Raw genomic sequence first — 26,343 nt, forward strand, 5'->3', positions numbered from 1 at the left:
CGTATCGCAGTCATATGCGCTACCTCTGATCGGAACAGCGGCCGTCGATCCTCAGCTATCGACCTTCAGCGCGGCAATGAACGCTTCCTGCGGGATGTCGACCTTGCCGAACTGCCGCATCTTCTTCTTGCCTTCCTTCTGCTTCTCCAGAAGTTTGCGCTTGCGGCTGATATCGCCGCCATAGCACTTCGCGGTCACGTCCTTGCGCAGGGCGCGGACGGTTTCGCGGGCAATCACCTTGCCGCCGATCGCCGCTTGAATCGGAATGACGAACATGTGCGGCGGGATCAGTTCCTTCATCTTCTCGACCATGGCGCGGCCGCGGCCTTCGGCACGGGTGCGGTGGACCAGCATGGAGAGCGCGTCCACCGGCTCGGCATTGACGAGGATCTGCATCTTGACGAGATCGGCGGCGCGGTAGTCGGTCAGGTGATAGTCGAACGAGGCATAGCCCTTGGAGATCGACTTCAGTCGATCGTAGAAATCGAACACCACTTCATTGAGCGGCAGGTCGTATTTCACCATCGCGCGTGTGCCGACGTAAGTCAGTTCTTTCTGATTGCCACGGCGTTCCTGGCACAGCTTCAGCACGCTGCCGAGATACTCGTCGGGCGTCAGGATCGTGGCTTCGATCCACGGTTCTTCGATCTCGGCGATCTTCACTACATCCGGCATGTCGATCGGATTGTGAATCTCGATCTCCTCGCCGTCGGTGAGATGCATCTTGTAGATCACGCTTGGCGCAGTCGCGATCAGGTTGAGATCGAATTCGCGGCTCAGGCGCTCCTGGATGATTTCCAGATGCAGCAATCCAAGGAAGCCGCAGCGGAAGCCGAAGCCCAGCGCAGCCGAGGTTTCCATTTCGAACGAGAACGACGCGTCATTCAGCCGCAGCTTGCCCATCGCGCCGCGCAGCGTCTCGAAATCGTCGGCATCGACAGGGAACAGGCCGCAGAACACCACGGGGACGGCGGGCTTGAAGCCCGGCAGCATCTCGGTAATCGGCTTGCGATCGTCGGTGATGGTGTCGCCGACGCGGGTATCCGCCACTTCCTTGATCGCGGCGGTGATGAAGCCGATCTCGCCGGGGCCGAGCTCGTCGACATTGACCATCTTCGGCGTGAAGTAACCGACGCGCTCGATGTCATAGGCCGCATTGGTGCCCATCATGCGGACGCGCTGGCCCTTCTTCATCACGCCGTCAACGACGCGCACGAGAACGACGACGCCGAGATAGACGTCGTACCAGCTGTCAACCAGCAGGGCCTTCAGCGTGGCGTCGCGGTCGCCCTTCGGTGGCGGAAGGCGGGTGACGATGGCTTCCAGCACGTCGGGGACGCCAAGACCTGTCTTGGCGGAGATCATCACTGCGTCGGAGGCGTCGATGCCGATGACGTCCTCGATCTGCTTCTTGACCTGGTCCGGCTCGGCGGCGGGCAGATCCACCTTGTTGAGGATCGGCACGATTTCGAGATTGGCGTCGAGTGCGTGATAGACGTTGGCAAGCGTCTGGGCTTCCACGCCCTGCGAGGCGTCGACCACCAGCAGCGCGCCTTCGCAGGCCGCCAGCGAGCGCGAGACCTCATAGGCGAAGTCGACGTGGCCGGGCGTGTCCATCAGGTTGAAGATGTAATCCTTGCCGTCCTTGGCCTTGTAATGCAGCCGGACGGTCTGCGCCTTGATGGTGATGCCGCGTTCGCGCTCGATATCCATCGAATCGAGCACCTGCTCCTTCATCTCACGCGCCTGCAACCCGCCGGTGATCTGGATCAGGCGGTCGGCCAGCGTCGATTTGCCATGGTCGATATGGGCGACGATGGAGAAGTTGCGGACGTTCGAAATCGGGGAAGTTGTCATGCGCGCGGGATAGCATTCAGGCCCTGATGCGGCAACCGAAATGGGGCTTTTGCCTGATTCCCAGCCCTGTTTCCGTCACGGCATCCTGATTTTACTCCGGCCCGAAACGCGCTAGGCAGGGCCCCATGAGTACAATCGCTTCCTCCGCCCCCGCCAAACGCCGGGGCTTGCTGTCGATCGGCCGCCGCGGCGCTGCGCGGCTCGTGGCCTGGGCAGCCGATCCGCAATTGAGCGTCCTGCTGGTGCTCGGTTTCACGATCGCGCATGTGGTGCTGTGGACCGCGATCCTGACCCAGGTGAAGGCGGCGCAGGACATCCATTTCGACGTCTCCGAAGGCTATGCCTGGGGGCACAAGTTCCTGATGGGCTACGGCAAGCATCCGCCGCTGTCGGGCTGGATCTCCGGTGTCTGGTTCAGATTTTTCCCGCCGGTGGACTGGGCGACCTATCTGCTCGCCATGGTCACGGTCGGTGTCGGCATGATCCTTTGCTGGGCGATCGCGCTGCGTGTGGTCGATCGTCGCCGCGCTTTTTTCGTGCTGCTGATGGTCGCGATCTATCCGATCTTCAATTTCAAGGGCTTCAAATACAATCCGGATCTGCTGCAGCTGGTAACTTTGCCGCTGGTGGTGCTGGCCTATTTGCACGCGTTCGAGAAACGCTCGATTCGCTCGGGTGTGTTGCTCGGCCTTGCCGGTGCGCTGGCGCTGATGACCAAATACTGGGTGGTGACGATGATCGGCGCCATCGGGCTGGCCGCGCTGATCCATCCGCAGAGGATGTTGTTTCTGCGCTCGCCAGCGCCATGGATCGCCATCGCGATGATGGCGGCGGCGATGATTCCGCATGTCGACTGGGTGCGGAGCGTGGAATACGCGCCATTTCGCTACGCCGGCGATACCTACAAGATCTCGTCGCGCTGGGAGAGTCTGCAACTGGCATGGGGCTATGTCGGCCACAATGTCGCGCTGCTGCTGTTGCCGCTGGTTCTGGCGGCTGCCGTGCTGGCCTGGAGCCCGCGCTGGTGGGTGCTGGTGCTGCGCGATCCCCGCGCATTCGTAAAGCGGCCGTGGTCACTGACGGCCAATCCCGGTGTGCGAAAGGATCAGGCGCTGAATATCTGGCTGATCCAGGCCATCGTCGCCATCGGCCCGCCCATCGGCGCGCTGTTGTTCGACATCTACATCAAGACAGATTGGGGTATCTCGCTGTTCTTCCTGGTGCCGCTGGCCGTGATCGCGATTCCATCGCTGAAGGTGCCGCGGGTCGCGCTGGTGCGGCTCGCCGCGATCTGGCTGGTCCTGTCGCTGGTCACGCTCGCCGCTGCGCCGCAGATCGCCATCGCGTCACTGCCGCGCGATGCCAATGGCAATTTCGCCCATATCTCCTATTCACAGCTTGCGCGTGAACTCACGGAAGTCTGGCACAAGCGCTTCCACACGCGCTGGAGTAACGTGGTAGGCTTCGTGGATGTTGCCGAGCAAATGACGTTCTACAGTCCGGACCATCCGCTGCCGCTGACACCCTATGAGCCATGGCCGTCAGGCGTGACGTCGATGGATGAAGCCAGGCGCAATGGCTTCATCGGAATCTGTCTGGTGGGTGACTGGAAATTCGATCGCTGCGAAGCGTGGATGAAGGATAACCTGCCGAATGCAGAACGCATCGTGATGTCGACGCGGCGCTTCTTCAAGGGCAATGTCGGCACGACCACGCGGTGGAATGTCTATGTGGTGGCGCCTGGTGCGATGAAATAGCCCTTCGCTGATGAAGCAGCTTTTGGTGAGCCGCTACTCTTCGCCAAACTTGTTGGTCACAAGCTCGGTGATCGCATCCAGTGCCGCTTGAGCCTCGGCGCCTTTGGCCGCGACAAAGATGCTGGTGCCGGGGCCGGCGGACAGCATCATCAGGCCCATGATGGATGTGCCGCCAACGGTCTCGCCGTTGCGCGTCACCGTGACCTCGGCATTGAAGCGCTCGACCATCTGCACGAATTTGGCGGAGGCGCGCGCGTGAAGGCCGCGTTTGTTGGTAATCGGAATCTCGCGGGAGACGCCGCCGGACACCGTCGTATCGTCCGGGCTGTCGCTCATTTGCCGGCGAGAACGCGGCTGGCGATGGTGACGTATTTGCGGCCGGCTTCCTGTGCCATGGCGATCGCATCGGGCAGTGTGCGCTCTTCGCGCACCTTTGCGAGCTTCACCAGCATGGGCAGATTGATACCGGCGAGAACCTCGACCTTCGGCCGGCTCATGCAGGAGATCGCCAGATTCGATGGTGTGCCGCCGAACATGTCGGTCAGAATAGCAACGCCATCGCCGCTGTCGACGCGATTCACCGCTTCGATAATGTCGCTTCGACACAAATCGGAATCGTCTTCGGCGCCGATCGTGACGGCTTCAATTTGTTTTTGCGGACCCATTACGTGTTCAAGCGCCGCCTTAAACTCGTCAGCAAGGCGCCCGTGGGTCACAAGTACTAGACCAATCATCGGAAACTCCTCGTGGGTGCTTTTGGTGCACCGCACGAAAGGGCCACTTTGACCATCCAGAGCCCCTATGCAAGAGGGCACTTCACGAATCTCCCTTAAATTGCGCGGATGCGGCGGGAGGTGACGCGGGTCTATTCGGTGGCGATAGTGGGACTAATATGGTTACCAATTCCCTTCGAGCAATCGTCCAAAGGTCGCACTGCGGCTAAACCATCGATTGTTGTAAGTGTAGCTACGACCAATGGTAGTGGCGAGAAGCCCGTCCCGACCGGGATTCGGGGCAATTCGACGCCCTCCAGGGTGATTCTGAGCGCTTCCGGCTCTGGCAGGCGCGCGGCGTCAGGGGCGTCCAGATCGACCACCAGCCCGACGATGGCGCCGGTAGCGCAGTCCAGACGCCGGATTCCGAGCCCCCTGATCTCCAGCAGCCCGACCAGTTCGGGCGCCGGCCGTACCCACAGTTTTCCGTCCCTGACATCCAGATGCACCCGATCGTCTCCGACCAGCATGGCTTCGGGAAGCTGTCCACTCTGGCTGGCGAGGATCAGATCAAAGACCAGCCGCGATTTTCCGGAGCCGGACGGCCCCCGGATCAGGACGGCGCGGTCATCGACCAGTACGGCGGAGGCATGGATGCTTTTGCCCTCCGCGCTCATGTGGCCGGCAACCGTACGACGAAGCGCGCACCCAGCACCGGGATCTCGCCCTCGGCGTTGGCCGGGCCGATGCGGTTCTCCGCCCAGATCGTACCGCTATGGGCTTCGACGATCTGCTTGGAGATCGACAGGCCCAGGCCGGAATTCTGGCCAAAACCCTGATGCGGGCGGTCGGTGTAAAAGCGTTCGAAGATCCGTTCGAGCGCATCCAGTCCGATGCCGGGGCCGTCGTCATCGACGACGATCTCGATCTTGCCTTTCAGGCGACGGCAGACGATCCGCACCTTGCCGCCCGGTGTCGAGAACGACTGTGCATTGGTAACAAGATTGGTGATGACCTGACCGAGGCGGGAGTCGTGGCCGGGTACCGAAAAGGTGTCGGTGGCAGCGCCTTCGAAGCGGACTTCAACGCCGACGTCATGACCGAGCTTGGTTTCGTTGGCGACAGAGGTCAGTGTGGTCAGCAACCGTCGGACATCCACGGGCGCAGTGTCGTTGCGCTGCAGTTCGGCGTCGAGACGGCTGGCGTCGGAAATATCCGAGATCAACCGGTCGAGCCGCCGCACGTCGTGCTCAATGACGGCGAGCAGGCGGCCACGGCTGTTGTCGTTCTTGGCCAGTGGCAGCGTTTCCACGGCGGAGCGCAGCGAGGTCAAAGGATTCTTGAGTTCGTGCGAGACGTCGGCTGCGAACATCTCGATCGCCTCGATGCGGTTATAGAGCGCGTCGGTCATGTCGCGCAGCGCGCCGGAGAGATGCCCGATCTCGTCGCGGCGGCGCGTGAAGTCCGGAATTTCGACGCGCGTGCGGATGCGACGGCGAACGCGCTCGGCGCTGTCGGCCAGCCGTCGCACGGGACCCGCGATGGTCGAAGCCAGCAGCAGCGACAGTACGATCATCACCACGGCGGCCACCGCGAAGACCTTCAGAATGGCGAGACGTTCGGCGGTCACCATCTGGTCGATGTCGTCGCCCTGAGTCGACAGCATCAGCGAACCGTGTACGGCGCGGAAACGTTGCACCGGGACGGCGACCGAAACGATGACTTCGCCCCGTTCGTTGATGCGCACCATGCTGCTCTTCAGGCCGTCGAGCGACTGCTGCACTTCCTGATAGCCGTTGCCGTTTTCCGGGCCGAGTTCGCGATACAGCGGCAGGTCGCCGCGATTGAGCCAGGTTCGGATCGCAATCATTGTGCGTTCGGCGAAGCCGGGCTTTTCGGTGGTCGGCGGGGGCAGTTCGAAACGAAGCACATCGCCGCGGCCATAAAGGCTGCGGCTGTCGAGGATCAGCACGCCGTCGCGGTCGTAGATGCGCGCGCGCGTCTTGGTCGGGGAGATCAACCGCCGCAGCACCGGCGCAACGCGCTCGGGATTGATCGGGAAATCGAGGCCTGAGAGTTCGTCCGGCACGCCATAGGTCTCGCCGGGCTTGAGGTCGAGCAAGCGGTCGGGATCGATCGTGATCGTATTGGTTTCGACGGTCGCCGAAGCGGCAATGGCGCTGGCGATGATTTCTGCCTGGACCAGCAAGCTCTGCGCACGCGCGTCGATCAGGCCGGCGCGAAACTGCGAAAGATAGAGGATGCTGGCGACCAGCGCGCAGAGGCCGGCGAGGTTGAGCGAGACGATGCGGCGCGTCAGACTTGAAAAGGTCAGCGCAACGAAGAACTGCCGGGCGCGGCGCAGCCAGTCGAGCGGGCGTTGCCAGCCGCGACGTTCGCGATCATCGCTGCCTGCCGTATTCGGCAAGGTGCCGTCCACGTCCAGGCTTTCATCAGGCTGCGTACGATCCAGCAATGCCAAAACTGCCCGGTTGTTGTCGATATCTGCGAAGCGCTGCGCGGCACTCATTGCTGCGCATGCACATTCTAGCGCAGCACGGCTGAGCCGTCAGGCTCCAACCGTGCTGCTGGTCTCTGGATCAGGTTTCCTTGAAACGATAACCAACGCCGTAAAGCGTCTCGATCATTTCGAAGTCGTCGTCGACGACCTTGAACTTCTTGCGCAGGCGCTTGATGTGGCTGTCGATGGTGCGATCGTCGACATAGACCTGATCGTCATAAGCCGCGTCCATCAGCGCATTGCGGCTCTTTACCACGCCGGGGCGCGTGGCCAGCGCCTGCAGGATCAGGAATTCAGTGACGGTGAGCGTCACCGGTTCGTTCTTCCAGGTGCAGGTGTGGCGCTCAGGGTCCATGCGCAACAACCCGCGATCCAATGCCTTGGCGTCGGTCTCTTTCGGAACCGCAGTCGGATCCTTCGGTGCAGCACGGCGCAGTACGGCTTTGACGCGCTCCACCAGCAGGCGCTGCGAGAACGGCTTGCGGATGAAATCGTCGGCGCCCATTTTCAGGCCGAACAGCTCGTCGATCTCTTCGTCCTTCGACGTCAGGAAGATCACCGGCAGATCCGACTTCTGGCGCAGACGGCGCAATGTCTCCATGCCATCCATGCGGGGCATCTTGATATCGAGGATCGCGAGGTCCGGCTGGCTGGTGCGGAAGCCATCGAGTGCGGAAGCACCATCCGTATAGGTCATGATGCGGTAGCCTTCGGCTTCCAGCGCGATCGATACGGATGTGAGAATGTTACGGTCGTCGTCGACCAGAGCAATAGTTGGCATGAGCCTGCTTTCCGAAGCGGGATGGGCTATCCGGCAGAATTCGATCATCCGCCGATGAGGTGGCCTTAAGAACACAGTCAACGAGCAATGCAAGCTGGGCTGAAGTGTGGCCAAGTTCCCTGAACGCTTGAATGACGCGTAGGTTCCATAGATGTATAGACCTCCCGCGTAAGAAGAAAAAGCCACTTTTTGCAATGAAATACGGGATTTAACCATGCAGCCGACCCCTGATTTCGACCCTTCGCGCGTCACCCGGTCGCTGTTGCGGCGCAGCCGACAGGGCGCCCTGGCCACCCTGAGCGTCGGCAGCGGCGATCCGTATTGTGCGCTGGCCAATGTCGCCAGCCACCCGGATGGCTCGCCGATTCTGCTGATTTCGCGGATGGCGCTGCATACCCGCAATATCCTGGCGGATGCCCGCGTCTCGCTGATGCTGGATGAGCGGGCGCCGGGTGACCCGCTGGAGGGTGCACGCATCATGCTCGGAGGTATTGCGCAGGAGGCCAGCGACAGTGAAAAACCGCTGCTGCGCCGGCGCTATCTCAGCGTCCATCCATCCGCACAAGTCTTTGTGGATTTTAAGGATTTTTCGTTCTTCCGGATCAAGCCGAAGGGCGCCCATCTGGTGGCTGGCTTTGGCCGCATCAACGACCTGAAGCCGGAGCAGTTTCTGACCGATCTCTCCGATGCCGACGGCATGCTGGAGGCCGAGGAGGGCGCCGTTGCCCATATGAACGCCGATCATCTTGATGCGCTCAATCTCTATGCAACGAAGCTTCTGCACGCTGACGCGGGCGATTGGCGCTGCACCGGATGCGATCCGGACGGCATGGATCTGCAGAACGGCGCGACGGTGATCCGGCTGGATTTTCCGCGGCGGATTGTCACTCCGGGTGCGCTGCGGCAGGTCCTTAAGGAACTCGCAGAGCAGGCCCGCGCTTTAAATAATTGATCGGTATCAAGTGCCGTGCCGCAATAAACCAAATATGCGGACAGCAGCTTGGCATTTCACATCTTCGTCACTATTAGATCGCCGGGTTACGGCCTGGGTGGTTATAATGAAGGCTACCGCTGCTGACGTGCGATTGAAGACAGTCGCACAGGTCGGATATGCGGACTCAAGGAGGAATATTCCGTGCAAGAGACGGGCGTACGTAACGGTGCCTATGGCGCCGACAAATTCGGACTGAAAAATCTCAAAGCGGTGAACTGGAATCTCGGCGCGCCGCAGCTTTACGAATATTCGCTGCGCAATGGCGAAGCCGAATTGTCGTCCGATGGCGCGCTTTGCGCTGACACGGGTGAATTCACCGGCCGCAGCCCGAAGGACAAGTTTACCGTCAAGGACGCTTCCACCGAACAGATGTGGTGGGCTGGCAATCAGGCGATCACGCCGGAGCAGTTCGAAGCGCTCTATATCGATTTCAAGAAGCACGCCGAAGGCATGACCCTGTTCGCGCAGGACCTTTACGGCGGCGCCGATCCGAGTTTCCAGATCAAGACCCGCGTGTTCACCGAACTCGCATGGCACTCCCTGTTCATCCGCACGCTGCTGATCCGCCCGGAAGCTGCTGCGTTGAAGGACTTCGTGCCTGAACTGACCATCATCGATCTGCCGAGCTTCAAGGCCGATCCCAAACGTCATGGCGTGCGCTCGGAGAACGTCGTGGCCATCGATTTCGCCCGCAAGATCGTCCTGATCGGCGGGTCTTATTATGCCGGCGAGATGAAGAAGTCGGTCTTCACCACGCTGAACTACTATCTGCCCGCCAAGGGCGTGCTGCCGATGCATTGCTCGGCCAATGTCGGCCCCGACGGCGACAGCGCGATCTTCTTCGGCCTGTCCGGCACCGGCAAGACCACGCTCTCGGCCGATCCAAAGCGCACACTGATCGGCGATGACGAGCATGGCTGGGGCAAGGACGGTATCTTCAATTTCGAAGGCGGCTGCTACGCCAAGACCATCAAGCTCTCCGAGGAAGCCGAGCCGGCGATCTATGCGGCGAGCAAGCGCTTCGGCGCGGTGCTGGAAAACGTCGTGCTCGACGCCAATACGCGCCTGCCGGATTTCGACGACGGCTCGAAGACCGAGAACACCCGTTCGGCCTATCCGCTCGACTTCATTCCGAACGCCTCGCGCACCGGCCGCGCGCCGCAGCCGAAGAACGTGGTGATGCTCGCCGCCGACGCATTCGGCGTGCTGCCGCCGATCGCCAAGCTGACCCCGGCGCAGGCGATGTATCACTTCCTGTCCGGCTACACGGCCAAGGTGGCGGGCACCGAGCGCGGTCTCGGCAACGATCCCGAGCCGGAATTCTCGACCTGTTTCGGCTCGCCGTTCCTTCCGCTCGATCCGTCGGTCTATGGCAACATGCTGCGCGACCTGATCGCCAAGCACAATGTCGACTGCTGGCTGGTGAATACCGGCTGGACCGGCGGCAAGTATGGCGTCGGTTCGCGCATGCCGATCAAGGTGACCCGCGCGCTGCTGACGGCCGCGCTGAACGGTTCGCTCCGCAACGTTGAGTTCCGCACCGACAAGTATTTCGGCTTCGCGGTCCCGACTGCGCTGGACGGCGTGCCGGCGGAAATCCTCGATCCCGTCAACACCTGGAAGGACAAGGCCGAGTTCGATGCCACCGCACGCAAGCTGGTCGGCATGTTCCAGAAGAACTTCGCCAAGTTCGAAGCGCAGGTCGATGCGGAAGTCCGCGCCGCCGCGCCGGATGTGAAGATTGCGGCTGAGTAAGACGTCGTTGTATCAGCGATAAATTCGAGAGGGCGACCGCAAGGTCGCCCTTTTCATTTGATGGACAAAATTTAAGATCGTCATTGCGAGCGTAGCGAAGCAATCCAGTGCTACAAGCCAAGCTTGGATTGCTTCGTCGCAAAGGCTCCTCGCAATGACGACCGAGAGAATACGGTTTGCGGCATGAAAAACGTCATGCTCTCCTGGCCGTTCTGGGCGCTGCTGTCCGCGGCCTTTGCGGCGCTCACGGCGATTTTCGCCAAGGTCGGCATCGAGAACGTCAATTCGGACTTCGCGACGTTCATCCGCACCATCGTCATTCTCTTTGCCGCCGGCATGATGGTTTATGTGACGGGCAACTGGCAATCGCCGTCGGCGGTTTCGCCGAAGACGTGGTTTTTCCTCGTGCTGTCGGGATTGGCGACCGGCGCGTCGTGGATCTGCTATTTCCGCGCACTCAAGCTTGGCAATGCCGCGCAGGTGGCGCCGATCGACAAGCTCAGTGTGGTGTTCGTGGCAGTGTTTGCCGTGTTGTTTCTCGGCGAGAAACTGTCGCTGCCGAACTGGCTCGGCGTCATCCTGATCGCCTGCGGCGCGGTGCTCGTCGCGTATCGCGCGTGAGCACCGCCGCGCTCACGTCGCCTTTCGTGCCTGCAGGCTCGGTGTGCCCGGCAGATCGCCGGCAATCGGCACACCCCAGATATCATCGGCATATTCGCGGATGGTGCGGTCCGACGAGAACCAGCCCATCCGGGCGGTGTTGAGAATAGCGGCGCGGCTCCAGGCTGAGCCGGCCTTCCACCGCGTGTCGATGCCGCGCTGGGCTTCGTAATAGGAGTCGAAGTCGGCCGAAACCACATAGTGATCGAGATGGCGCAACGCGTGTCCGACGGAAGCATAACGGCCAGGATCATCCGGCGAGAACGCGCCGGTCTCGATGGCCTGGATCGCGCGGCCGAGATTGGGCGACTTGTTGATCACGTCGGAGGCGTCGAGACCCTTGGCGCGGCGCTCAACCACCTCGGCAGCGGTCATACCGAAGATCGCGATGTTCTCCGGGCCGACATTGTCGCGGATTTCGATATTGGCGCCGTCCAGCGTGCCGATGGTCAGCGCGCCGTTCAGCGAGAGCTTCATATTGCCGGTGCCGGAGGCTTCCATGCCTGCGGTCGAGATCTGTTCGGACAGATCGGCCGCAGGAATGATGACTTCCGCCAGGCTGACATTGTAGTCCGGCAGGAACGCGACCTTCAGCTTGCCGCCGATCGTCGTATCGTTGTTCACGACAGTGGCGACATCGTTGATGAGGCGGATGATCAGCTTGGCATAGCGATAGCTTGCCGCCGCCTTGCCGGCGAAAATCTTGACGCGCGGCACCCAGTCCTTGTTGGGTTCGTCTTTGATCGCCTGATACAGCGCGACTGTTTCAATGAGGTTGAGCAGTTGTCGCTTGTATTCGTGAATGCGCTTGATCTGCACATCGAACAGCGCAGACGGATCGGCTTGCACGCCGAGTTTCTCGCCGATCACACGCGCCAGCGCGAGTTTGTTGTGATGCTTGACCTTGCGGAATTCCTGCTGGAACGCGGCGTCGCCGGCGAAGGCTTCGAGCTTGATCAGCCGAGTGGGATCGTCGAGTACGGCCTCGCCGCAGGTGGCGCGCAACAGATCAGTGAGTTTCGGATTGGCCAGCATCAGCCAGCGGCGGAAGGTGATGCCGTTGGTCTTGTTGGTGATGCGTCCGGGATAGAGCTGGTTGAGATCGTGGAACACGGTCTCCTTCATCAGCTCCGAATGCATCGCCGACACGCCATTGATGCGGTGCGAGCCGATGAAAGCGAGATTGCCCATGCGCACGCGACGACCTGACGTCTCGTCGATGATCGAGACCGAAGCGCGGTAGGTGGTGTCGCCGGGGCGCGTCGCATCGGCGCGATCGAGATGCGCCTCGTTGATGCGGTAGATGATTTCGAGATGCCGCGGCAGCAGACGCTGGAACAGTTCGACCGGCCAGGTCTCCAGCGCTTCGGGCAGCAGCGTGTGGTTGGTGTAGGACAAGGTCGCGTTGGTGATCTGCCAGGCGGCATCCCAGCGCATGTTGTGCTGATCGACCAGGATGCGCATCAGCTCCGCAATGGCGAGGCTCGGATGCGTGTCGTTCATCTGCACCGCGGCCTTGTTGGCGAGGCCGCGCAGATTGCCGTCGGAATGCAGGTGTCGCTTGACGAGATCCTGCAGTGAGGCGGAGACGAAGAAGTATTCCTGGCGCAGCCGCAATTCGCGGCCGGCGGCGCTCTCGTCATTCGGATAGAGGAACTTGCAGATGGCCTCGGCGCGCGCCTGCTCGGCGCTGGCGCTGACATAGTCGCCAGTGTTGAAGACGTCGAGCCGCAGCGGATCTGGCGCGCGCGCCGACCACAGCCGCAGCGCGTTTACATGCTGGCCGCGCCAGCCGACGATGGGGGTGTCATAGGCAACAGCCTCGACGGTCTCGCCGGGATGCCAGATCACCTGCACGCGACCCTTGCCGTCATTGATGGTTTCGGTGCTGCCACCGAAATAGACGTTATACGTCACCTCGCGGCGCGGCAGTTCCCACGGATTGCCGAAGCCCAGCCATTCGTCGGGATATTCCTGCTGCACGCCGTGCGAGATGACCTGCTTGAACAGGCCGAAGTCGTAGCGGATGCCGTAGCCGTAAGCGGGAATGCCGAGTGTCGCCATGCTCTCCATGAAGCAGGCGGCGAGGCGGCCGAGACCGCCATTGCCAAGCGCCGCATCCGGCTCGCATTTGCGGAGTTCGTCGAGGCCGACACCGAGATCGCCGAGCGCCGCTTCGAACAGCGGTAGCAGGCCCATATTGTTCAGCGCGTCGGTGAACAGGCGGCCGATCAGGAATTCCAGCGAGAGGTAATAGACCCGCTTGCGGCCAGCATCGTAGCTCTCCTTGTCCGAGGTCAGCCAGCGATGCACCATGCGGTCGCGCAGCGTCAGGGCGGCAGCCTTGTACCAGTCGTGTCTGGTGGCGAAAGCGGCTTCCTTGCCGATTGCCAGCCTCAGCTTGACGAGAATGGCGCTCTTAATGTCGGCAAGCGCCAGCTCGTCGACAGGCGTATTCTCGGGCTGGAATTTCGCTGGGACTGATTGATCTGACAAACCGGCCATCCTGAGCTGTGTCACTGACCAAAATCATACGCGCATTTGACTGCTCCCGGAACCCGTGGGGGTGGCGAGCTTTTGCCATGGAACTGCCCGGGATTTGAGCACGCGCGCGAGAACGGACGGATAAATAATGGAACAAATTAAGAACAAATTAGTAAGCTATTGATATTCCGAGGTGATTCGTTGCCTTCGCCTACAATATCTATGGTCTGTTCAAGCTCGCGAGGACTAGATGTCCACCATTGCCTTCGATCAGTTTGCTCTCACCCGGATCGCCGACTTCGCGCGGTCGCTGTCGCGACTGCATTTGATGGCGCGGCGGCATCCAATCGATGACGATCAGATCGATCGCGAGTTCAACGGCGTTTGCCTGTCCGTGTGGGGTTATACGACGGATGACATCAGCGATGAGCTGTTCTCACTGAAGGACCATGCCTGGCTCGATCAGCTCGACGAGGCACATGCGCGGATCTTTGCGGCCGAGCAGGGCTACGACCTCGTCGACGACCATGGCATGCTGACGGACTGGTGGGGCTATTGCTGGATGATCCTCGCCGAGAAGCGCGGATTGCTCACGCCGGAGAACCGCGCGGCGGCGCGTGCCGAGATCGAGGAGAAGTATCTCTCGGCGCCGAACGTGATCGGCGTCATCGTCGGGCGATGAGTTACTGAAGCTCGGCGCGCTTGGCGCGGGCAGCCGGCAGGTTCTTCGGGACGACGGTCGTGGCAGCAGCCGGCGCTACATCACGCGCGGCCTCCGACATCGGCGCTTCGTCGTTGATCATTTCGGCGGACACCGGCGCGACTTTCATTTCGCCGAGCCGGGCACGAACATCCGAGGTCAGGCCGGGATAATTCGCAACTGGCGTGAATTCCGCGGTCTGGGTGTTGCCGGTACGGACGCCCGAGAAAGCGACAAGGCCATTGGTGGTGGCGATCACATCGCCGGGACGCAGCGATGTGTCGAGCGTGAGATCGACCGGCGCGAGACCCGAGGGATCGCGGCCGTTGCAGGTGCAGTCGGCCTTCAGTGCTTTGCGATAGGCGAAGGCGTTTTCGAGATCGTTGTAGCGCTCGCCGGTGCTCGACGAGGCGCTTTCGATGCTGCTGCCGAACAGGACCTTGGTGGTCGCGGCCGGGCAGAACGCCTGGCACATCTGGGCCGGGCTCATGCCGCGGCCGAGCGGAAAATACTTGCCGTCGCAGGTGCGTACGCAGAAGGCAGGCCCGGAGCCGCCAATGGATGCGCTGCGTTGGGGTGGCGGCGTTTCGGTTGGCGTGTTGAGGCCGAACGGATCCGAGAAGAAATTGCTTTCGGCCGGCGGGGCGCCACGACGCTGTTGCTGTTTCTGAGACTGGCTGCCGCCGAACAGGAAGTCGAAGAAATTCTGCGCAGATGCCATCTGGGGAGGCAGCGCGATGAGGCTCATGGCCGTCAGCAGCACCAGGGGACGCACGACACGCGACGATTTTCGATTGTGACGCAACGCCAGCTCCGCGACCGCATGTCAGTGTCGGAGCGAACACGCTCCGGTGCGGTGTCACGTTAGGGCGTCATGGTAAACGAGTGGTAACCACGCAGGTTGCCTAGATGAAAAACACCCATGTCATGAGCAGGAAGACCGGGATCAGCACGGCGCCGGACCACAGCAGATAGCCGAAGAAGCTCGGCATCCTGATGCCGGCGTCGCGGGCAATGGCGTAGACCATGAAGTTCGGCGCGTTCCCGATATAGGTGTTGGCGCCCATGAACACCGCGCCGGCTGAAATCGCCGCCAGCGTCGCCGCGCCCGATGCCATCAATGTCTTGGCGTCACCGCCGGCCAGTTCGAAGAACACCAGATAGGTCGGGGCGTTGTCGAGGAACGACGAGAGGATGCCGGTCAGCCAGAAATAGGCCGCGTTGTTCGGTGTGCCGTCGGCGTGGCTGACGAGAGCAACCAGCGGCGCGAACGGCCCCTGTGCCCCGGCTTGCAGCATCGCCATCACAGGCACGATGCAGATGAAAATGCCGGCGAACAGCAGTGCCACTTCCTGGATTGGACTCCAGGTGAAATCATTGGCCTTGCGATATTCGGACCTGGTCAGCCACAGCGAGGCAAGGGTGACCGCCACGAAAATCGCGTCGCGCAGTAGATCCTGCAATGCGAGTGGCGTGCCGAGCACGGTGAACGAGATGCCGGGCTTCCAGCTCGCGCTCATCAGGATCGCGCCGATGATCACGACCAGCAGCAGCAGGTTGATCTTGCCATGCAGGTGCAAGGGCGAGTCCGGCGTCGGATCTTTCTTCGCCGGCTGGTTTCTTTCGCGGTGATGTAGCCAGACATCGAGCACCATGAAGATGGCCAGCACGATGCCTGCCGCGAACAGCGTGTCCGGAAAAATGTGCACAGTGGTCCAGAAGAAATCGACGCCCCGCAGGAAGCCGAGAAACAGCGGGGGATCGCCGAGCGGCGACAGCGAGCCGCCGATATTGGAGACGAGGAAAATGAAGAACACCACAACATGGACGTTGGTGCGGCGATCGTCATTGGCGCGGATCAGCGGCCTGATCAGAATCATCGAGGCGCCGGTGGTGCCGACTACGCTGGCCATCAGCGTGCCGAAACCGAGCAGCGCTGTATTGGTGAAAACGCTGTTATGCAGATTGCCTTCGAGATAGATGCCGCCGGCCACGGTGAACAGCGCCAGCAGCAGCAGGATGAAGGGCATGTATTCGAGCAGCACGGTGTGGGAGAGCGTGTGCACCACGGTCGTTGTGTCGGTGACGAGCAGCAGCGGTACAATCACCAGCGCGGCCCAGAAGGCTGCGAACTTGCCGTAATGGTACTCCCACAGGTGATGATAGAGCACCGGCCCCGTGGCGATACACAGCAGGATCCCGGCGAACGGCAGTGCCCACAGCAGCGACAGCTTGGTGCCATCGAGGCCCCCTTCGGCTGCATGCGCCATGTCGGGCGTAAGCGTGATACTGAGGGCGAAAGCAGCGAGGGCGATGAAGCGAAGCAAAATGTGACCTTTCACTGCGTCCTTGCGCGTAAAGCGCGAACGGAGCCGATGAAGGGTCAACCCTTCAGAAATTCGCCGGCCTTGTAAAGCGAGCGAAACGCCACGCCTGCCTTGGCGAAGGTCTCGGCGGCGCCCTCGTCGCGGTCGACCATGGTGAAGACCAGCACAACTTCGCCGCCGGCCTCGCGCACGGCTTCGAGTGCCTTCACAGCCGAGCCACCAGTGGTGGTGACGTCCTCGACGATGACGATGCGCTTGCCTTCCAGCGTTTCGCCCTTGGCGAGACCTTCGACAGCGAGGCGTGCGCCATGTTCCTTCGGCTTCTTGCGGACGAAGAAGGCGGCGATCGGATGGTTCTTCAGCCAGGAGAGCTGCGCCAGCGCACCGGCCAGCGGCACAGCGCCCATCTCAAGCCCGCCGACATAATCGAGATTGTCGTCGCGCAGCGCGTCATAGGTCAGCTCGGCCAGCAGCGCTGCGCCTTCCGGGTCGCACATGGTGGGCTTCAGGTTGAAATAGAAATTACTCTTGCGGCCCGAAGCCAGCGTGATCTCGCCATAACCGAACGAACGGTCGCGGATGATCTCGAACAGGCGGGCGCGGGCGGCTGATTTGGTCAATGGCATGTCTCTGCTGAAACGGTCTCTGTGCTGAACCGGGCGCAATCTATCGGCGCTTTCCGGCACATTCCAGACTGGCGCGGGCGTCGTCAACACTCTCCGGCCGTTTTACCGCTCATCAGGACGATGCTACAGACCGGGCAACAAAATCGGACAAGACTGGAAGAGGAATCGCATGACTATCGAGCTGCACACCTGGAATACGCCGAACGGCCGCAAAATCTCCGTCGCGCTGGAGGAAATGGGCCTGCCCTACAAGGTATTCCCGGTGCATATCGGCAAGGGCGAGCAGATGAAGCCCGAATTCCTGAAAATCAGCCCGAACAACAAGATTCCGGCCATCGTCGATCCCGACGGGCCGGACGGCAAGCCGGTCAGCGTGTTCGAATCGGGCGCCATCCTGCTCTATCTCGGCGAGAAGACCGGCAAGTTCCTGCCAAAATCCCTCGGCGAGCGGATTCCGGTGCTGGAATGGCTGATGTGGCAGATGGGGGGCTTCGGCCCGATGCCCGGCCAGGTGCATCATTTCATCGCGCTGGAGGACCAGTCCCAGCGCGCCTACGGGCTGAAGCGCTATTCCGATGAGACCCGCCGGCTCTACGGCGTGCTGGATCGTCGCCTAGCCGACCATGAATTCGTTGCCGGCGCGCTGTCGGTGGCCGATTTCGCCATTCTCGGCTGGGCCTGGCGCCACGAGCGCCACAAGGTGTCATTCGCGGATTTCCCGAATGTCGGCCGCTGGTACGATACGCTGATGGCCCGTCCGGGCGTGAAGCGCGGCATGGAAGCGAAGCTGGATTAAAGCGTTTTCGAGCGAAGTGGGTACCGGTTCGCATCAAGAAAACGCGTCAAAACAAAAAGCCAGGCCTCGGTTCTGCTTCTAGCAGAAGCGAGGCTCTAGGCCCGCTTCGTCTCCAGCGCCATCCGCACGGCGAGGCCGGCGAGCACCGTCCCCGTCAGCCAGCGCTGCAGCTTGAGCCAGGTCGGTCGCTCGCCGAGAAACAGGGCGATCGACCCGGCGCCGAGTGCGATCAGTCCGTTGACGCCGACGCTGATGATGGTCTGGGTCGATCCGAGCACCAGCGACTGCGTCAGCACGCTGCCCGCCGTAGGATCGATGAACTGCGGCAGCAGCGCCAGATAAAGCATCGCGATCTTCGGATTGAGCAGATTGGTGACGAAGCCCATGACGAACAGCTTGCGCGGGCTGTCGATGGCCAGCTTCCTGACCTGGAACGGCGAGCGTCCGTTCGGCTTCAACGCCTGCCAGGCCAGCCACAGCAGATAGGCCGCGCCGGCGAGGCGCAACGCATCATAGGCATAGGGCACCGCGAACAGCAGCGCGGTGATGCCGAAGGCCGCACAAAGCATGTAGAAGATGAAGCCCAGTGCCACGCCGCCGAGCGACACCATGCCGGCCGCCGGCCCCTGCGTGATCGAGCGCGAGATCAGATAGATCATGTTCGGCCCCGGCGTCAGCACCATGCCGAGCGAGACGAGGGCGAAACCGAGCAGGGATGTGAGATGGGGCATGGGACCGATCGCAGGCTGGGAATGGTCGTTTTGTAGCCCACGGGATGACGCTCAACCATTCCGGATTCAGCATCGCAGATAGGCGAATCTATCGGCGATGCCTGTTCCAGCGGTAAAACTAGTGCGCCTCCTCCCAGTTATCCGCTGCGCGCGCGTCAACTTGCAAGGGTACTGATAGCAGCACAGCCGGGAACGGCGCATCCTGCATCGTGTGCTGCACGATCGGCAGCGTCGCGGCCACTTCGTCGTCGGGCACCTCGAAGATCAATTCGTCATGCACCTGCAGCAGCATCTTGGCTGAGAGCTTCTTCTCCGCCAGCGCGTCTTCCATCCGCGTCATGGCGCGGCGGATGATGTCGGCGGCAGTGCCCTGCAGGCGGGCATTGATGGCGGCACGTTCGTTGAAGGCGCGGATCGAGGCATTGCTCGCCTTGATGTCCGGGTAGTGGCATTTGCGGCCGAACAGGGTCTGCACATAGCCGTGCTCCCGGCAGAAATCGCGCGTCTGATCCATGTAAGCGCGGATGCCCGGGAAGCGCTCGAAATACTTCTTGATATAGGCGCCGGCTTCCTCGCGGGGGATGCTGAGCTGGTTGGCGAGGCCGAAGGCCGAAATGCCGTAGATGATGCCGAAATTGATCGCCTTGGCGCGGCGGCGGATTTCCGCCGGCATGTCCTTCACCGGCACGCCGAACATTTCCGACGCCGTCATAGCGTGAATGTCGAGACCGTCCTGGAAGGCCTGTTTGAGCACGGGGATATCGGCGATCTCCGCAAGCAACCGCAGCTCGATCTGCGAATAGTCAGCCGACACCAGCTTGTGGCCGGGCGTGGCGATGAACGCGCGGCGAATTTTGCGGCCATCTTCGGTCCGTACCGGGATGTTCTGCAGGTTCGGCTCGTTGGACGAGAGGCGGCCGGTGGTAGTCGCTGCCAGCGCATAGGTCGTGTGGACGCGATGCGTCTGCGGATGCACGTAGTTCGGCAGCGCATCCGTATAGGTCGAGCGCAATTTTGACACCTGACGCCAGTCGAGAATCTTGCGCGGGAATTCATGGCCCTGTTCGGCGAGGTCATCGAGCACCTGTGCCGAGGTGGACCATGCGCCGGTCTTTGTCTTGCTGCCGCCCGGCAGACCCATTTTGCCGAACAGGATATCGCCCAATTGCTTGGGACTGCCGATATTCACCTCTTCGCCGGCGATCTCGCGGATTTCGGCTTCGATCCGCGCTGCGGTCTGCGCGAAATCGGCCGAAAGCTTCGAGAGGACCTGGCGGTCGATGGAAATGCCGCGACGCTCCATGCGGGCGAGCACAGAGATCAGCGGCCGCTCCAGCGTCTCGTAGACCGTGGTCATGTGTTCGGCGGCAAGACGTGGCTTCAGCACGTTCCACAGCCGCAGCAACACGTCGGCATCCTCAGCGGCATAGGCCGTCGCGCGGTCGATCTTGACCTGTTCGAAGGTCAGCTTGCCTTTGCCGGAACCGATGAGTTCGCCAAAGGTCAGCATGGCGTGGCCGAGCCAGATCTCGGCGAGCGCATCGAGGCCATGGGCATTGCGCCCGGCATCGAGTGCATAGGACATCAATTGCACATCGTCAGCATTGCGCAGCGTGATGCCGTGCTGTGCGAGTAGTACTGCGGTAAACTTGATGTTGAAGCCGATCTTCAGCAGCCCTGCAGATTCCAGCACCGGCTTCAGCGCTGCGAGTGCGTCGGAGGCCTTGATCTGGTCGGGTTCGAGATCGGCGGCAAAGAGGCCGGCGCCGTCGCCGGACTGGCGATGGGCCAGCGGGATGTAGCAGGCATCATTCGGCCCGAGCGACAGCGCGATGCCGACGAGATCGGCCTGCATCGGATCGATCGACGACGCCTTGCATTCGAACGCGACGTGACCGGTATCGAGAATCCGTGCAATCCATAGCTCGAGCTCTTTCAGGGAGCGTACAGGCTGATAGGCTTCACGCTTCACTGGCATCTTGCGCGCGGCTTCGGCGCGGGCCTTGGCGAGCGAGATCGGGGTGAGCGCGTCCTTGCTTCCTGGACCGGTCGCATGAGCACTGCCGCTCACCGGGCTGGTTGCGGCTGTCTTGCCTTTCGCGTTGGGTGCAGATTCGATGTTCCCGAACAGATCGCCGCTCGCATGGCCCGGGGACGGCGCCGCAGCGTTCTTCGTCGCGCTGTCGGCCTCCACATCCGCTGGATCGATCTCGGAATATTCGGCAACGCGCCGCGTCAGTGTCGAGAATTCCATCGCCTTGAGAAACGCGATCAGCTTGCGCGCGTCGGGCTCGTGCACGGCGAGGTCATCCAGCGGCACGTCGAGGGCGACCTTGTCGTCGAGCAAGACGAGCTGCCGCGAAATGCGCGCCTTTTCGGCGTGCTCGATCAGCGATTCCCGGCGCTTCGGCTGCTTGATCTCGCCGGCGCGGCTCAGCAGCGTTTCGAGATCGCCATATTCGGTGATGAGCTGCGCCGCCGTCTTGATGCCGATGCCGGGCACGCCAGGCACGTTGTCGACGCTGTCGCCGGCCAGCGCCTGTACTTCGACGACCTTGTTCGGTGGCACGCCGAATTTCTCGATCACCTCGGCAATGCCAAGGCGGCGGTCCTTCATGGTGTCATACATCATGACCTGTTCGGTCACGAGCTGCATCAGATCCTTGTCGGAGGAGACGATGGTCGCCGTCGCGCCGCGCTCACCGGCTTCGCGCACATAGGTCGCGATCAGGTCGTCGGCCTCGAAACCGCCCTGTTCGATGCAGGGCAGGTCGAAGGCGCGTACGGCATCGCGGATCAAGGCGAATTGCGGGATCAGGTCGTCCGGCGCCGGTGGCCGGTGCGCCTTGTATTCCGGATACAGCTTGTTGCGGAAGGTCACTTCGGATTTGTCGAAGATGATCGCCAGATGCGTCGGCCGGTTGTCCGGCGGCATGTCGCGCATCAGCTTCCACAGCATGTTGCAGAAGCCGAGCACCGCATTGACCTGCAGCCCGTCGGATTTGCGGTTCAGCGGCGGCAGCGCGTGATAGGCGCGGAAAATATAGGACGAGCCGTCGACCAGAAAGACATGGTCGCCCTTCGCGAGGGCCTTGACGGTGGCGGGCTTGGCGGCGGCTTTTTCTGACGTTTTCGGCATGGCCGCAACTTAAGGATTTTCACCGGAAATGACAGTCTGTCAGCCGGTCATCCCGCCGGTTTTTGTCATGTGGTCCGGCTTGCGTCGCGCCCAGTTCCGTGTGCCCTTGCGCCGGTCATGGCCAACCGAAGGACCATTCATGCCCGACCTCGCCGAACTGATGGACAAAATGAAGAGCGTGGAGGCCGAGATCGAGGCCGAACTGACCCGGCGGCGGGAGGAGCTGCGCTTTCGTTTCGAGCGGCGCAAGATCGTGTTCGAGCAGGACATCGAGGATCTGCAGCGCGCCATCAAGATCAAGGCGTCAAAGTACCTCTTCAATGCTCACCCGCTGATCGTGTTATCCGCCCCGGTGATCTACTCGCTGATCATCCCCTTCGTGCTGATCGATCTCTGGGTGATGGCCTATCAGGCGATCTGCTTCCCGATCTACGGTATTCCCAAGGTGCGGCGGCGCGACTATCTGGTGTTCGATCGGCATCACCTTGCCTATCTCAACATCATCGAGAAGGTGAACTGCGCTTATTGTTCGTATTGCAACGGTGTCGCTGCCTTTGTGCGCGAAGTCGCCGCCCGCACCGAAGTCTATTGGTGTCCGATCAAGCATGCGCGCCGCGTGCTCGGCCCGCATCCGCATTATGTCGGATTTGCCGATTTCGGCGATGCGGAAGGTTTTCGCAGCCGGATCGAGAACATGAAGGACGGCGTGAAATTCAATGAGGGCACGTCGCCCAAGGCGGGGTGAGTTTTACTCCGCCGCTTGCAGCGTCGCGCTTTTCTTCTTCGGTGCGATCCAGAACGCTGCCGGACGCTCGAACAGGAAGTTCGCGTGCACCAGCAGCGCGAGCCTCCAGACCACCAGCGCGCCGATGACGCCGCAGAGCGTGACCAGCAGCGAGATCGTGCCGATGTCGAACGGGCTGAACTTCAGCAGCAGCGCGCGCGATGTCGCCATCGGCAGGAAGAAGGCGAGATAGATCACGATGGAATGCTCGCCGAAGAAACGGATGAAGCCGAGCCAGTTCATCTTGGCCAGCAGCGTGCCCATAATGATGATGGCGACCGCGCCGGCAAAGCCGAGCATCAGTGAAATCACGGGCCATTCGCTGCAGCCGTCATAGACCAGCGCAGCATTGACCAGCGCCCAGGCGGCGAGGCCGACCAGTGCCATCACCGGTTTGGCCCGCGCCCGATCGGACAGCGCGAAGACCTGCGTTGCGAACAGATAGCCCGAATAGAAATAGACGAAGCGCGCGCAGAATTCGTCGATCATCGTCCAGCCGGTGGCGACATGCGCCATCTCCAGCGCCGCGGCGACGCCCCAGATCAGCAGCGGCGGCACGCGCCGCGTCAGCTTGGTGACCACGAAGAACACCGGCAGCATATAGATGAACCACAGCGTGCCGAACGGCTCGATGTAGGAAATGAGATAGAGGTTGACGACATAGGCCCAGCCATGTTCGGCGGCGAAGCCGGGCGCCTTGAAGCCGAACTGGATGGTCACCCACAGCACATAGAAATACAGGAAGTGGACGACCTTGCGATCGAGATAGGTCCGCCAGTCGCGGTCGATGACGACAGCCAGAAAAAGCCCGGAGATCAGGAAGAAATCCGGCATCCGGAACGGTTTGGCGAAGGCCACCAGCAGATGCATGTAGCCGATCTGGCCGGCGGCCAGTTCGACACCCAGCACCGAATGCATCATGACCACCATGATGATGCAGATGCCCTTGGCGTAATCGACCCAGTCGATTCGCTCTGTCCCTGACAGCGCCGCGCGATCGGCGACAGCGAAGGTGCCACTGGTGGTCATCGGTATCCCCTGTTCGGCGCTTCTTTTCGCGGGATCATGGATTGGGATCGGTTTCAATTGCCTTTCCCTGAACCTCAAATATGCCCCGCAAATGGTCGCGGCAGTGCGAGTTTGGCGGGGTGGTTAACGCAGGTTAAGGAATGTGGGATGGTCCGCCGCTCCGCTGCCGCGTATGACAGCCGGGACCATTACAGAGCCTGATTTGACCCGAACCTTCGATACATCCCTGCCCATCGATGCTGTGCTTGACGACCTGTCGGGCGCGCTGAAAGCCGGCAATGCCGCGGTGCTCGTCGCGCCGCCGGGCGCGGGCAAGACCACGCGCGTGCCGCTCGCGCTGCTCGATGAGCCGTGGCTGCAGGGCAGGAAGATCATCATGCTGGAGCCGCGGCGGATCGCGGCCCGCGCCAGCGCCGAGCGGATGGCGAAAACGCTGGGCGAGCGCGTTGGCGAGACCGTGGGCTATCGCGTCCGTTTCGGCTCGAAGATCTCGCGCAATACCCGGATCGAGGTGGTCACTGAAGGCATCTTCTCGCGGCAGATCCTCGACGATCCCGAGCTGAAGAATATCGGTGCGGTGCTGTTCGACGAATTTCACGAGCGCTCGCTCGATGCCGATATGGGCCTCGCGCTGGCGCGCGACGCGCAGACCGGACTGCGCGAGGATCTGCGCATCCTGGTGATGTCGGCGACCATCGATGGCGCGCGGATTGCGAAACTGCTTGGCGATGCACCGGTCATCGCCAGCGAGGGCCGCGCTTTCCCCGTGGAGACGCGCTATCTCGGTCGCAAGCCTGACATCCAGCTCGAGCGGCAGATGGCTGACGCCATCGCCACAGCATTGCGTGCCGATGCCGGCTCGGTGCTGGCCTTCCTGCCGGGGGCTGCCGAAATCCGCCGCACCCAGAATTTTCTTGTCGAACGCGTGCAGGACGCATCCGTCGAGATCGTGCCGCTGTTCGGCGCGCTCGATGCCGGGGTGCAGGACCGCGCCATCCAGCCCGCGCCCAAGGGGCAGCGCAAGGTGGTGCTGGCGACGTCGATCGCCGAGACCTCATTGACCATCGAAGGCGTGCGCATCGTCGTGGATTCGGGCGTTGCGCGTGTGCCGCGCTACGAGCCGGATATCGGGCTGACGCGGCTGGAGACTGTGCGAGCCTCGCGCGCGGCTGTCGACCAGCGCCGCGGGCGCGCCGGGCGTACGGAGCCCGGCATCTGCTATCGGCTATGGGATGAGCCGCAGACCGCCTCATTGCCGGCCTATACGCAGCCCGAAATTCTCAGCGCCGATCTGTCGACGCTGGTGCTCGATCTCGCGCAATGGGGTGTCAGCGATCCCGCACAACTGACTTTCCTCGATCCGCCGCCGCCGCCAGCGCTGAAGGAAGCGCACGGCCTGCTCGGCGAACTCGGCGCGCTGGATGGCGATGGCCGCATCACCGAGGAAGGTCACGCGCTGCGTGCGCTGGCGCTGCCGCCGCGACTGGCGCGGATGATCGTGGATTCGGCGCGGTTCGGCTATGGCGAGGACGCTGCCGAGATCGCCGCCATTCTCACCGAACGCGGCCTCGGCGGCGACAGCGTCGATCTCGACCATCGTCTCGATCAATTCCGCCGCGACCGCTCGCAGCGCGCCGGTAGCGCCCGGCAACTTGCGGAGCGCTGGGCGGGGCAGGTTGAGCGATCTACGTCCACGCAAGAAGGGGCGGAACTCACGACCGGCACCATGCTCGCTTTCGCATTCCCGGATCGCGTGGCCAAGAATCGCGGCAATGGCAGTTTCGTGCTCGCCAATGGCCGGGGCGCGTCGATCGAGCAAAGCGCGGCACTCGCGCGGGCGCCCTATATCGCGGTGGCCGAACTCACCGGCACCGCCGCCAATGGGCGCATACTGCTGGCGGCGCCGATCGCGCAGGCTGATATCGAAACGCGCTTCGCCGATCAGATCGAGAACACCGACGATGTCAGTTTCGATCGCGCATCGCTATCGCTGCGGGGCCGTCGCAAGCGTGTGCTGCATGCGATTACGCTGTCGGAAGCGCCGTTTACGCTGAAGCCGTCCGAAGACACCGCGCGTGTGTTCGCCGATGGTCTCGTTGCCGTGGGCATCGATCGCCTGCCTTGGTCGAAGGCGCTGCAGCAGTGGCGCGGCCGCGTGATGTTCCTCCGTGCGTCGGAAGGCGATGCCTGGCCCGATCTCTCCGATGATGCGCTGGCCTCGGCGCGCGAGAGCTGGCTGATGCCCGCGTTGTTCGACAAGACCTCGCTGAAGGATTTTTCGGCCGGCGATCTGTCCGATGCCGTGATGGGCCTGCTGCCCTGGGATCTGCGTGCGCGGCTCGATCGCGAGGCGCCAACACATTTCGAGGCGCCGACCGGGACCGTGCTGGCGATCGACTACGAAGCAGAGCAGGGGCCGACCATCGCCGTGCGTCTGCAGGAATTGTTCGGGTTGAACACCCATCCGTCGGTCGCCAAGGGCAAGGTGCCGCTGGTGCTGGAATTGCTGTCGCCGGCGCAGCGGCCGGTGCAGGTAACACGCGATCTGCCGGGCTTCTGGCGCGGCAGTTACCAGGATGTGCGCTCCGACCTGCGCGGCCGCTATCCCCGCCATCCCTGGCCGGAAGATCCCGCCAATGCGCTGCCGACGCGCCGCGTAAAGCCGCGCGGGACCTGATCATCAGGCAAA

At 62.1% G+C, this 26,343-nt stretch carries 21 protein-coding genes; 8 read left to right on the forward strand and 13 right to left on the reverse strand.

Annotated features, from left to right (window positions below; all coding sequences use genetic code 11):
- Nucleotides 1-51 precede the first annotated feature (51 nt).
- On the reverse strand, nt 52-1,857 hold the full coding sequence (gene lepA, locus AB8A27_RS28220) for a translation elongation factor 4 (RefSeq protein WP_441244729.1): 1,806 nt from the start codon (nt 1,855-1,857) through the stop codon (nt 52-54).
- A 125-nt stretch (nt 1,858-1,982) separates the two neighbouring features.
- Here lepA and AB8A27_RS28225 point away from each other — a divergent pair, with 125 nt between their 5' ends.
- Nucleotides 1,983-3,614 carry a glycosyltransferase family 39 protein gene (locus tag AB8A27_RS28225; RefSeq protein WP_441244730.1) on the forward strand — a complete coding sequence of 544 codons (1,632 nt, stop codon included), beginning with the start codon at nt 1,983-1,985 and terminating at the stop codon, nt 3,612-3,614.
- A 33-nt stretch (nt 3,615-3,647) separates the two neighbouring features.
- Here the strand turns inward: AB8A27_RS28225 and AB8A27_RS28230 are convergent, their stop codons facing one another.
- The 5 genes from AB8A27_RS28230 to AB8A27_RS28250 all read right to left on the reverse strand — a co-directional run bounded on the left by AB8A27_RS28230 (nt 3,648) and on the right by AB8A27_RS28250 (nt 7,629).
- On the reverse strand, nt 3,648-3,950 hold the full coding sequence (locus AB8A27_RS28230; protein WP_441244731.1) for an HPr family phosphocarrier protein: 303 nt from the start codon (nt 3,948-3,950) through the stop codon (nt 3,648-3,650).
- Entirely contained in the window at nt 3,947-4,348 is a 402-nt protein-coding gene (locus AB8A27_RS28235) for a PTS sugar transporter subunit IIA (RefSeq protein WP_068733893.1), read from the reverse strand. The genes AB8A27_RS28230 and AB8A27_RS28235 overlap by 4 nt, the downstream gene beginning before the upstream one ends.
- Before the next feature lie 131 nt (nt 4,349-4,479).
- Complete coding sequence (locus AB8A27_RS28240) at nt 4,480-4,983, reverse strand: HPr kinase/phosphorylase (RefSeq protein ID WP_441245061.1); 504 nt, start codon at nt 4,981-4,983, stop codon at nt 4,480-4,482.
- 17 nt (nt 4,984-5,000) lie between these two features.
- A complete protein-coding gene (locus AB8A27_RS28245; RefSeq protein ID WP_092141780.1) occupies nt 5,001-6,803 on the reverse strand; it encodes a sensor histidine kinase in 1,803 nt (600 codons plus the stop codon).
- Between the two features lie 124 nt (nt 6,804-6,927).
- Nucleotides 6,928-7,629 (reverse strand): response regulator transcription factor, encoded by a 702-nt coding sequence (locus AB8A27_RS28250; protein WP_441244732.1) that lies wholly within the window; start codon nt 7,627-7,629, stop codon nt 6,928-6,930.
- Between the two features lie 214 nt (nt 7,630-7,843).
- Here AB8A27_RS28250 and AB8A27_RS28255 point away from each other — a divergent pair, with 214 nt between their 5' ends.
- From AB8A27_RS28255 to AB8A27_RS28265, 3 genes are all read left to right on the forward strand, one after another.
- A complete protein-coding gene (locus tag AB8A27_RS28255; RefSeq protein ID WP_441244733.1) occupies nt 7,844-8,581 on the forward strand; it encodes a HugZ family protein in 738 nt (245 codons plus the stop codon).
- Nucleotides 8,582-8,764: 183 nt separating this feature from the next.
- On the forward strand, nt 8,765-10,378 hold the full coding sequence (locus AB8A27_RS28260; protein ID WP_441244734.1) for a phosphoenolpyruvate carboxykinase: 1,614 nt from the start codon (nt 8,765-8,767) through the stop codon (nt 10,376-10,378).
- Between the two features lie 183 nt (nt 10,379-10,561).
- Nucleotides 10,562-10,999 carry an EamA family transporter gene (locus tag AB8A27_RS28265; protein ID WP_441244735.1) on the forward strand — a complete coding sequence of 146 codons (438 nt, stop codon included), beginning with the start codon at nt 10,562-10,564 and terminating at the stop codon, nt 10,997-10,999.
- A gap of 12 nt (nt 11,000-11,011) precedes the next feature.
- On the opposite strand, the gene AB8A27_RS28270 is transcribed toward AB8A27_RS28265, so the two are convergent.
- Complete coding sequence (locus AB8A27_RS28270; RefSeq protein WP_441245062.1) at nt 11,012-13,543, reverse strand: glycogen/starch/alpha-glucan phosphorylase; 2,532 nt, start codon at nt 13,541-13,543, stop codon at nt 11,012-11,014.
- A gap of 229 nt (nt 13,544-13,772) precedes the next feature.
- On the opposite strand from AB8A27_RS28270, the gene AB8A27_RS28275 reads away from it, so the two are divergent.
- On the forward strand, nt 13,773-14,204 hold the full coding sequence (locus AB8A27_RS28275) for a hypothetical protein (RefSeq protein WP_441244736.1): 432 nt from the start codon (nt 13,773-13,775) through the stop codon (nt 14,202-14,204).
- A gap of 1 nt (nt 14,205) precedes the next feature.
- Here the strand turns inward: AB8A27_RS28275 and AB8A27_RS28280 are convergent, their stop codons facing one another.
- The 3 genes from AB8A27_RS28280 to pyrE all read right to left on the reverse strand — a co-directional run bounded on the left by AB8A27_RS28280 (nt 14,206) and on the right by pyrE (nt 17,169).
- Nucleotides 14,206-15,027 carry a DUF2865 domain-containing protein gene (locus AB8A27_RS28280; protein WP_441244737.1) on the reverse strand — a complete coding sequence of 274 codons (822 nt, stop codon included), beginning with the start codon at nt 15,025-15,027 and terminating at the stop codon, nt 14,206-14,208.
- Nucleotides 15,028-15,127: 100 nt separating this feature from the next.
- Nucleotides 15,128-16,492 (reverse strand): sodium:proton antiporter, encoded by a 1,365-nt coding sequence (locus tag AB8A27_RS28285; protein WP_441245063.1) that lies wholly within the window; start codon nt 16,490-16,492, stop codon nt 15,128-15,130.
- 113 nt (nt 16,493-16,605) lie between these two features.
- Nucleotides 16,606-17,169: an orotate phosphoribosyltransferase gene (pyrE, locus tag AB8A27_RS28290; RefSeq protein ID WP_439065775.1), complete on the reverse strand. Its 564-nt coding sequence runs from the start codon at nt 17,167-17,169 to the stop codon at nt 16,606-16,608.
- 175 nt (nt 17,170-17,344) lie between these two features.
- Between pyrE and AB8A27_RS28295 the strand changes: the two genes are divergently transcribed.
- Entirely contained in the window at nt 17,345-17,971 is a 627-nt protein-coding gene (locus tag AB8A27_RS28295; protein ID WP_441244738.1) for a glutathione S-transferase family protein, read from the forward strand.
- Between the two features lie 95 nt (nt 17,972-18,066).
- On the opposite strand, the gene AB8A27_RS28300 is transcribed toward AB8A27_RS28295, so the two are convergent.
- Together AB8A27_RS28300 and polA are read right to left on the reverse strand one after the other, a co-directional pair.
- Nucleotides 18,067-18,702, reverse strand: coding sequence for a LysE family translocator (locus AB8A27_RS28300; RefSeq protein ID WP_441244739.1), 636 nt, complete (start codon nt 18,700-18,702; stop codon nt 18,067-18,069).
- A 118-nt stretch (nt 18,703-18,820) separates the two neighbouring features.
- Complete coding sequence (polA, locus tag AB8A27_RS28305) at nt 18,821-21,841, reverse strand: DNA polymerase I (protein ID WP_441244740.1); 3,021 nt, start codon at nt 21,839-21,841, stop codon at nt 18,821-18,823.
- 139 nt (nt 21,842-21,980) lie between these two features.
- On the opposite strand from polA, the gene AB8A27_RS28310 reads away from it, so the two are divergent.
- Nucleotides 21,981-22,586 carry a hypothetical protein gene (locus AB8A27_RS28310; RefSeq protein ID WP_441244741.1) on the forward strand — a complete coding sequence of 202 codons (606 nt, stop codon included), beginning with the start codon at nt 21,981-21,983 and terminating at the stop codon, nt 22,584-22,586.
- A 3-nt stretch (nt 22,587-22,589) separates the two neighbouring features.
- Here AB8A27_RS28310 and AB8A27_RS28315 read toward each other — a convergent pair whose 3' ends face one another.
- Nucleotides 22,590-23,654: an acyltransferase family protein gene (locus AB8A27_RS28315; protein ID WP_441244742.1), complete on the reverse strand. Its 1,065-nt coding sequence runs from the start codon at nt 23,652-23,654 to the stop codon at nt 22,590-22,592.
- A 202-nt stretch (nt 23,655-23,856) separates the two neighbouring features.
- Between AB8A27_RS28315 and hrpB the strand changes: the two genes are divergently transcribed.
- Nucleotides 23,857-26,331, forward strand: coding sequence for an ATP-dependent helicase HrpB (gene hrpB, locus AB8A27_RS28320; RefSeq protein WP_441244743.1), 2,475 nt, complete (start codon nt 23,857-23,859; stop codon nt 26,329-26,331).
- The last annotated feature ends 12 nt before the right edge of the window (nt 26,332-26,343 follow it).

The organism is Tardiphaga sp. 768_D3_N2_1 (genome assembly GCF_052076105.1).
Classification (GTDB): domain Bacteria; phylum Pseudomonadota; class Alphaproteobacteria; order Rhizobiales; family Xanthobacteraceae; genus Tardiphaga.

Coding starts and splice junctions, on each gene's coding strand:
- lepA (WP_441244729.1), bottom strand. CDS start 1,857: ATGACAACTTCCCCGATTTCGAACGTCCGCAACTTCTCCATCGTCGCC.
- AB8A27_RS28225 (WP_441244730.1), top strand. CDS start 1,983: ATGAGTACAATCGCTTCCTCCGCCCCCGCCAAACGCCGGGGCTTGCTG.
- AB8A27_RS28230 (WP_441244731.1), bottom strand. CDS start 3,950: ATGAGCGACAGCCCGGACGATACGACGGTGTCCGGCGGCGTCTCCCGC.
- AB8A27_RS28235 (WP_068733893.1), bottom strand. CDS start 4,348: ATGATTGGTCTAGTACTTGTGACCCACGGGCGCCTTGCTGACGAGTTT.
- AB8A27_RS28250 (WP_441244732.1), bottom strand. CDS start 7,629: ATGCCAACTATTGCTCTGGTCGACGACGACCGTAACATTCTCACATCC.
- AB8A27_RS28255 (WP_441244733.1), top strand. CDS start 7,844: ATGCAGCCGACCCCTGATTTCGACCCTTCGCGCGTCACCCGGTCGCTG.
- AB8A27_RS28265 (WP_441244735.1), top strand. CDS start 10,562: ATGAAAAACGTCATGCTCTCCTGGCCGTTCTGGGCGCTGCTGTCCGCG.
- AB8A27_RS28270 (WP_441245062.1), bottom strand. CDS start 13,543: ATGGCCGGTTTGTCAGATCAATCAGTCCCAGCGAAATTCCAGCCCGAG.
- AB8A27_RS28275 (WP_441244736.1), top strand. CDS start 13,773: ATGTCCACCATTGCCTTCGATCAGTTTGCTCTCACCCGGATCGCCGAC.
- AB8A27_RS28285 (WP_441245063.1), bottom strand. CDS start 16,492: ATGGCGCATGCAGCCGAAGGGGGCCTCGATGGCACCAAGCTGTCGCTG.
- AB8A27_RS28295 (WP_441244738.1), top strand. CDS start 17,345: ATGACTATCGAGCTGCACACCTGGAATACGCCGAACGGCCGCAAAATC.
- AB8A27_RS28300 (WP_441244739.1), bottom strand. CDS start 18,702: ATGCCCCATCTCACATCCCTGCTCGGTTTCGCCCTCGTCTCGCTCGGC.
- polA (WP_441244740.1), bottom strand. CDS start 21,841: ATGCCGAAAACGTCAGAAAAAGCCGCCGCCAAGCCCGCCACCGTCAAG.
- AB8A27_RS28310 (WP_441244741.1), top strand. CDS start 21,981: ATGCCCGACCTCGCCGAACTGATGGACAAAATGAAGAGCGTGGAGGCC.
- AB8A27_RS28315 (WP_441244742.1), bottom strand. CDS start 23,654: ATGACCACCAGTGGCACCTTCGCTGTCGCCGATCGCGCGGCGCTGTCA.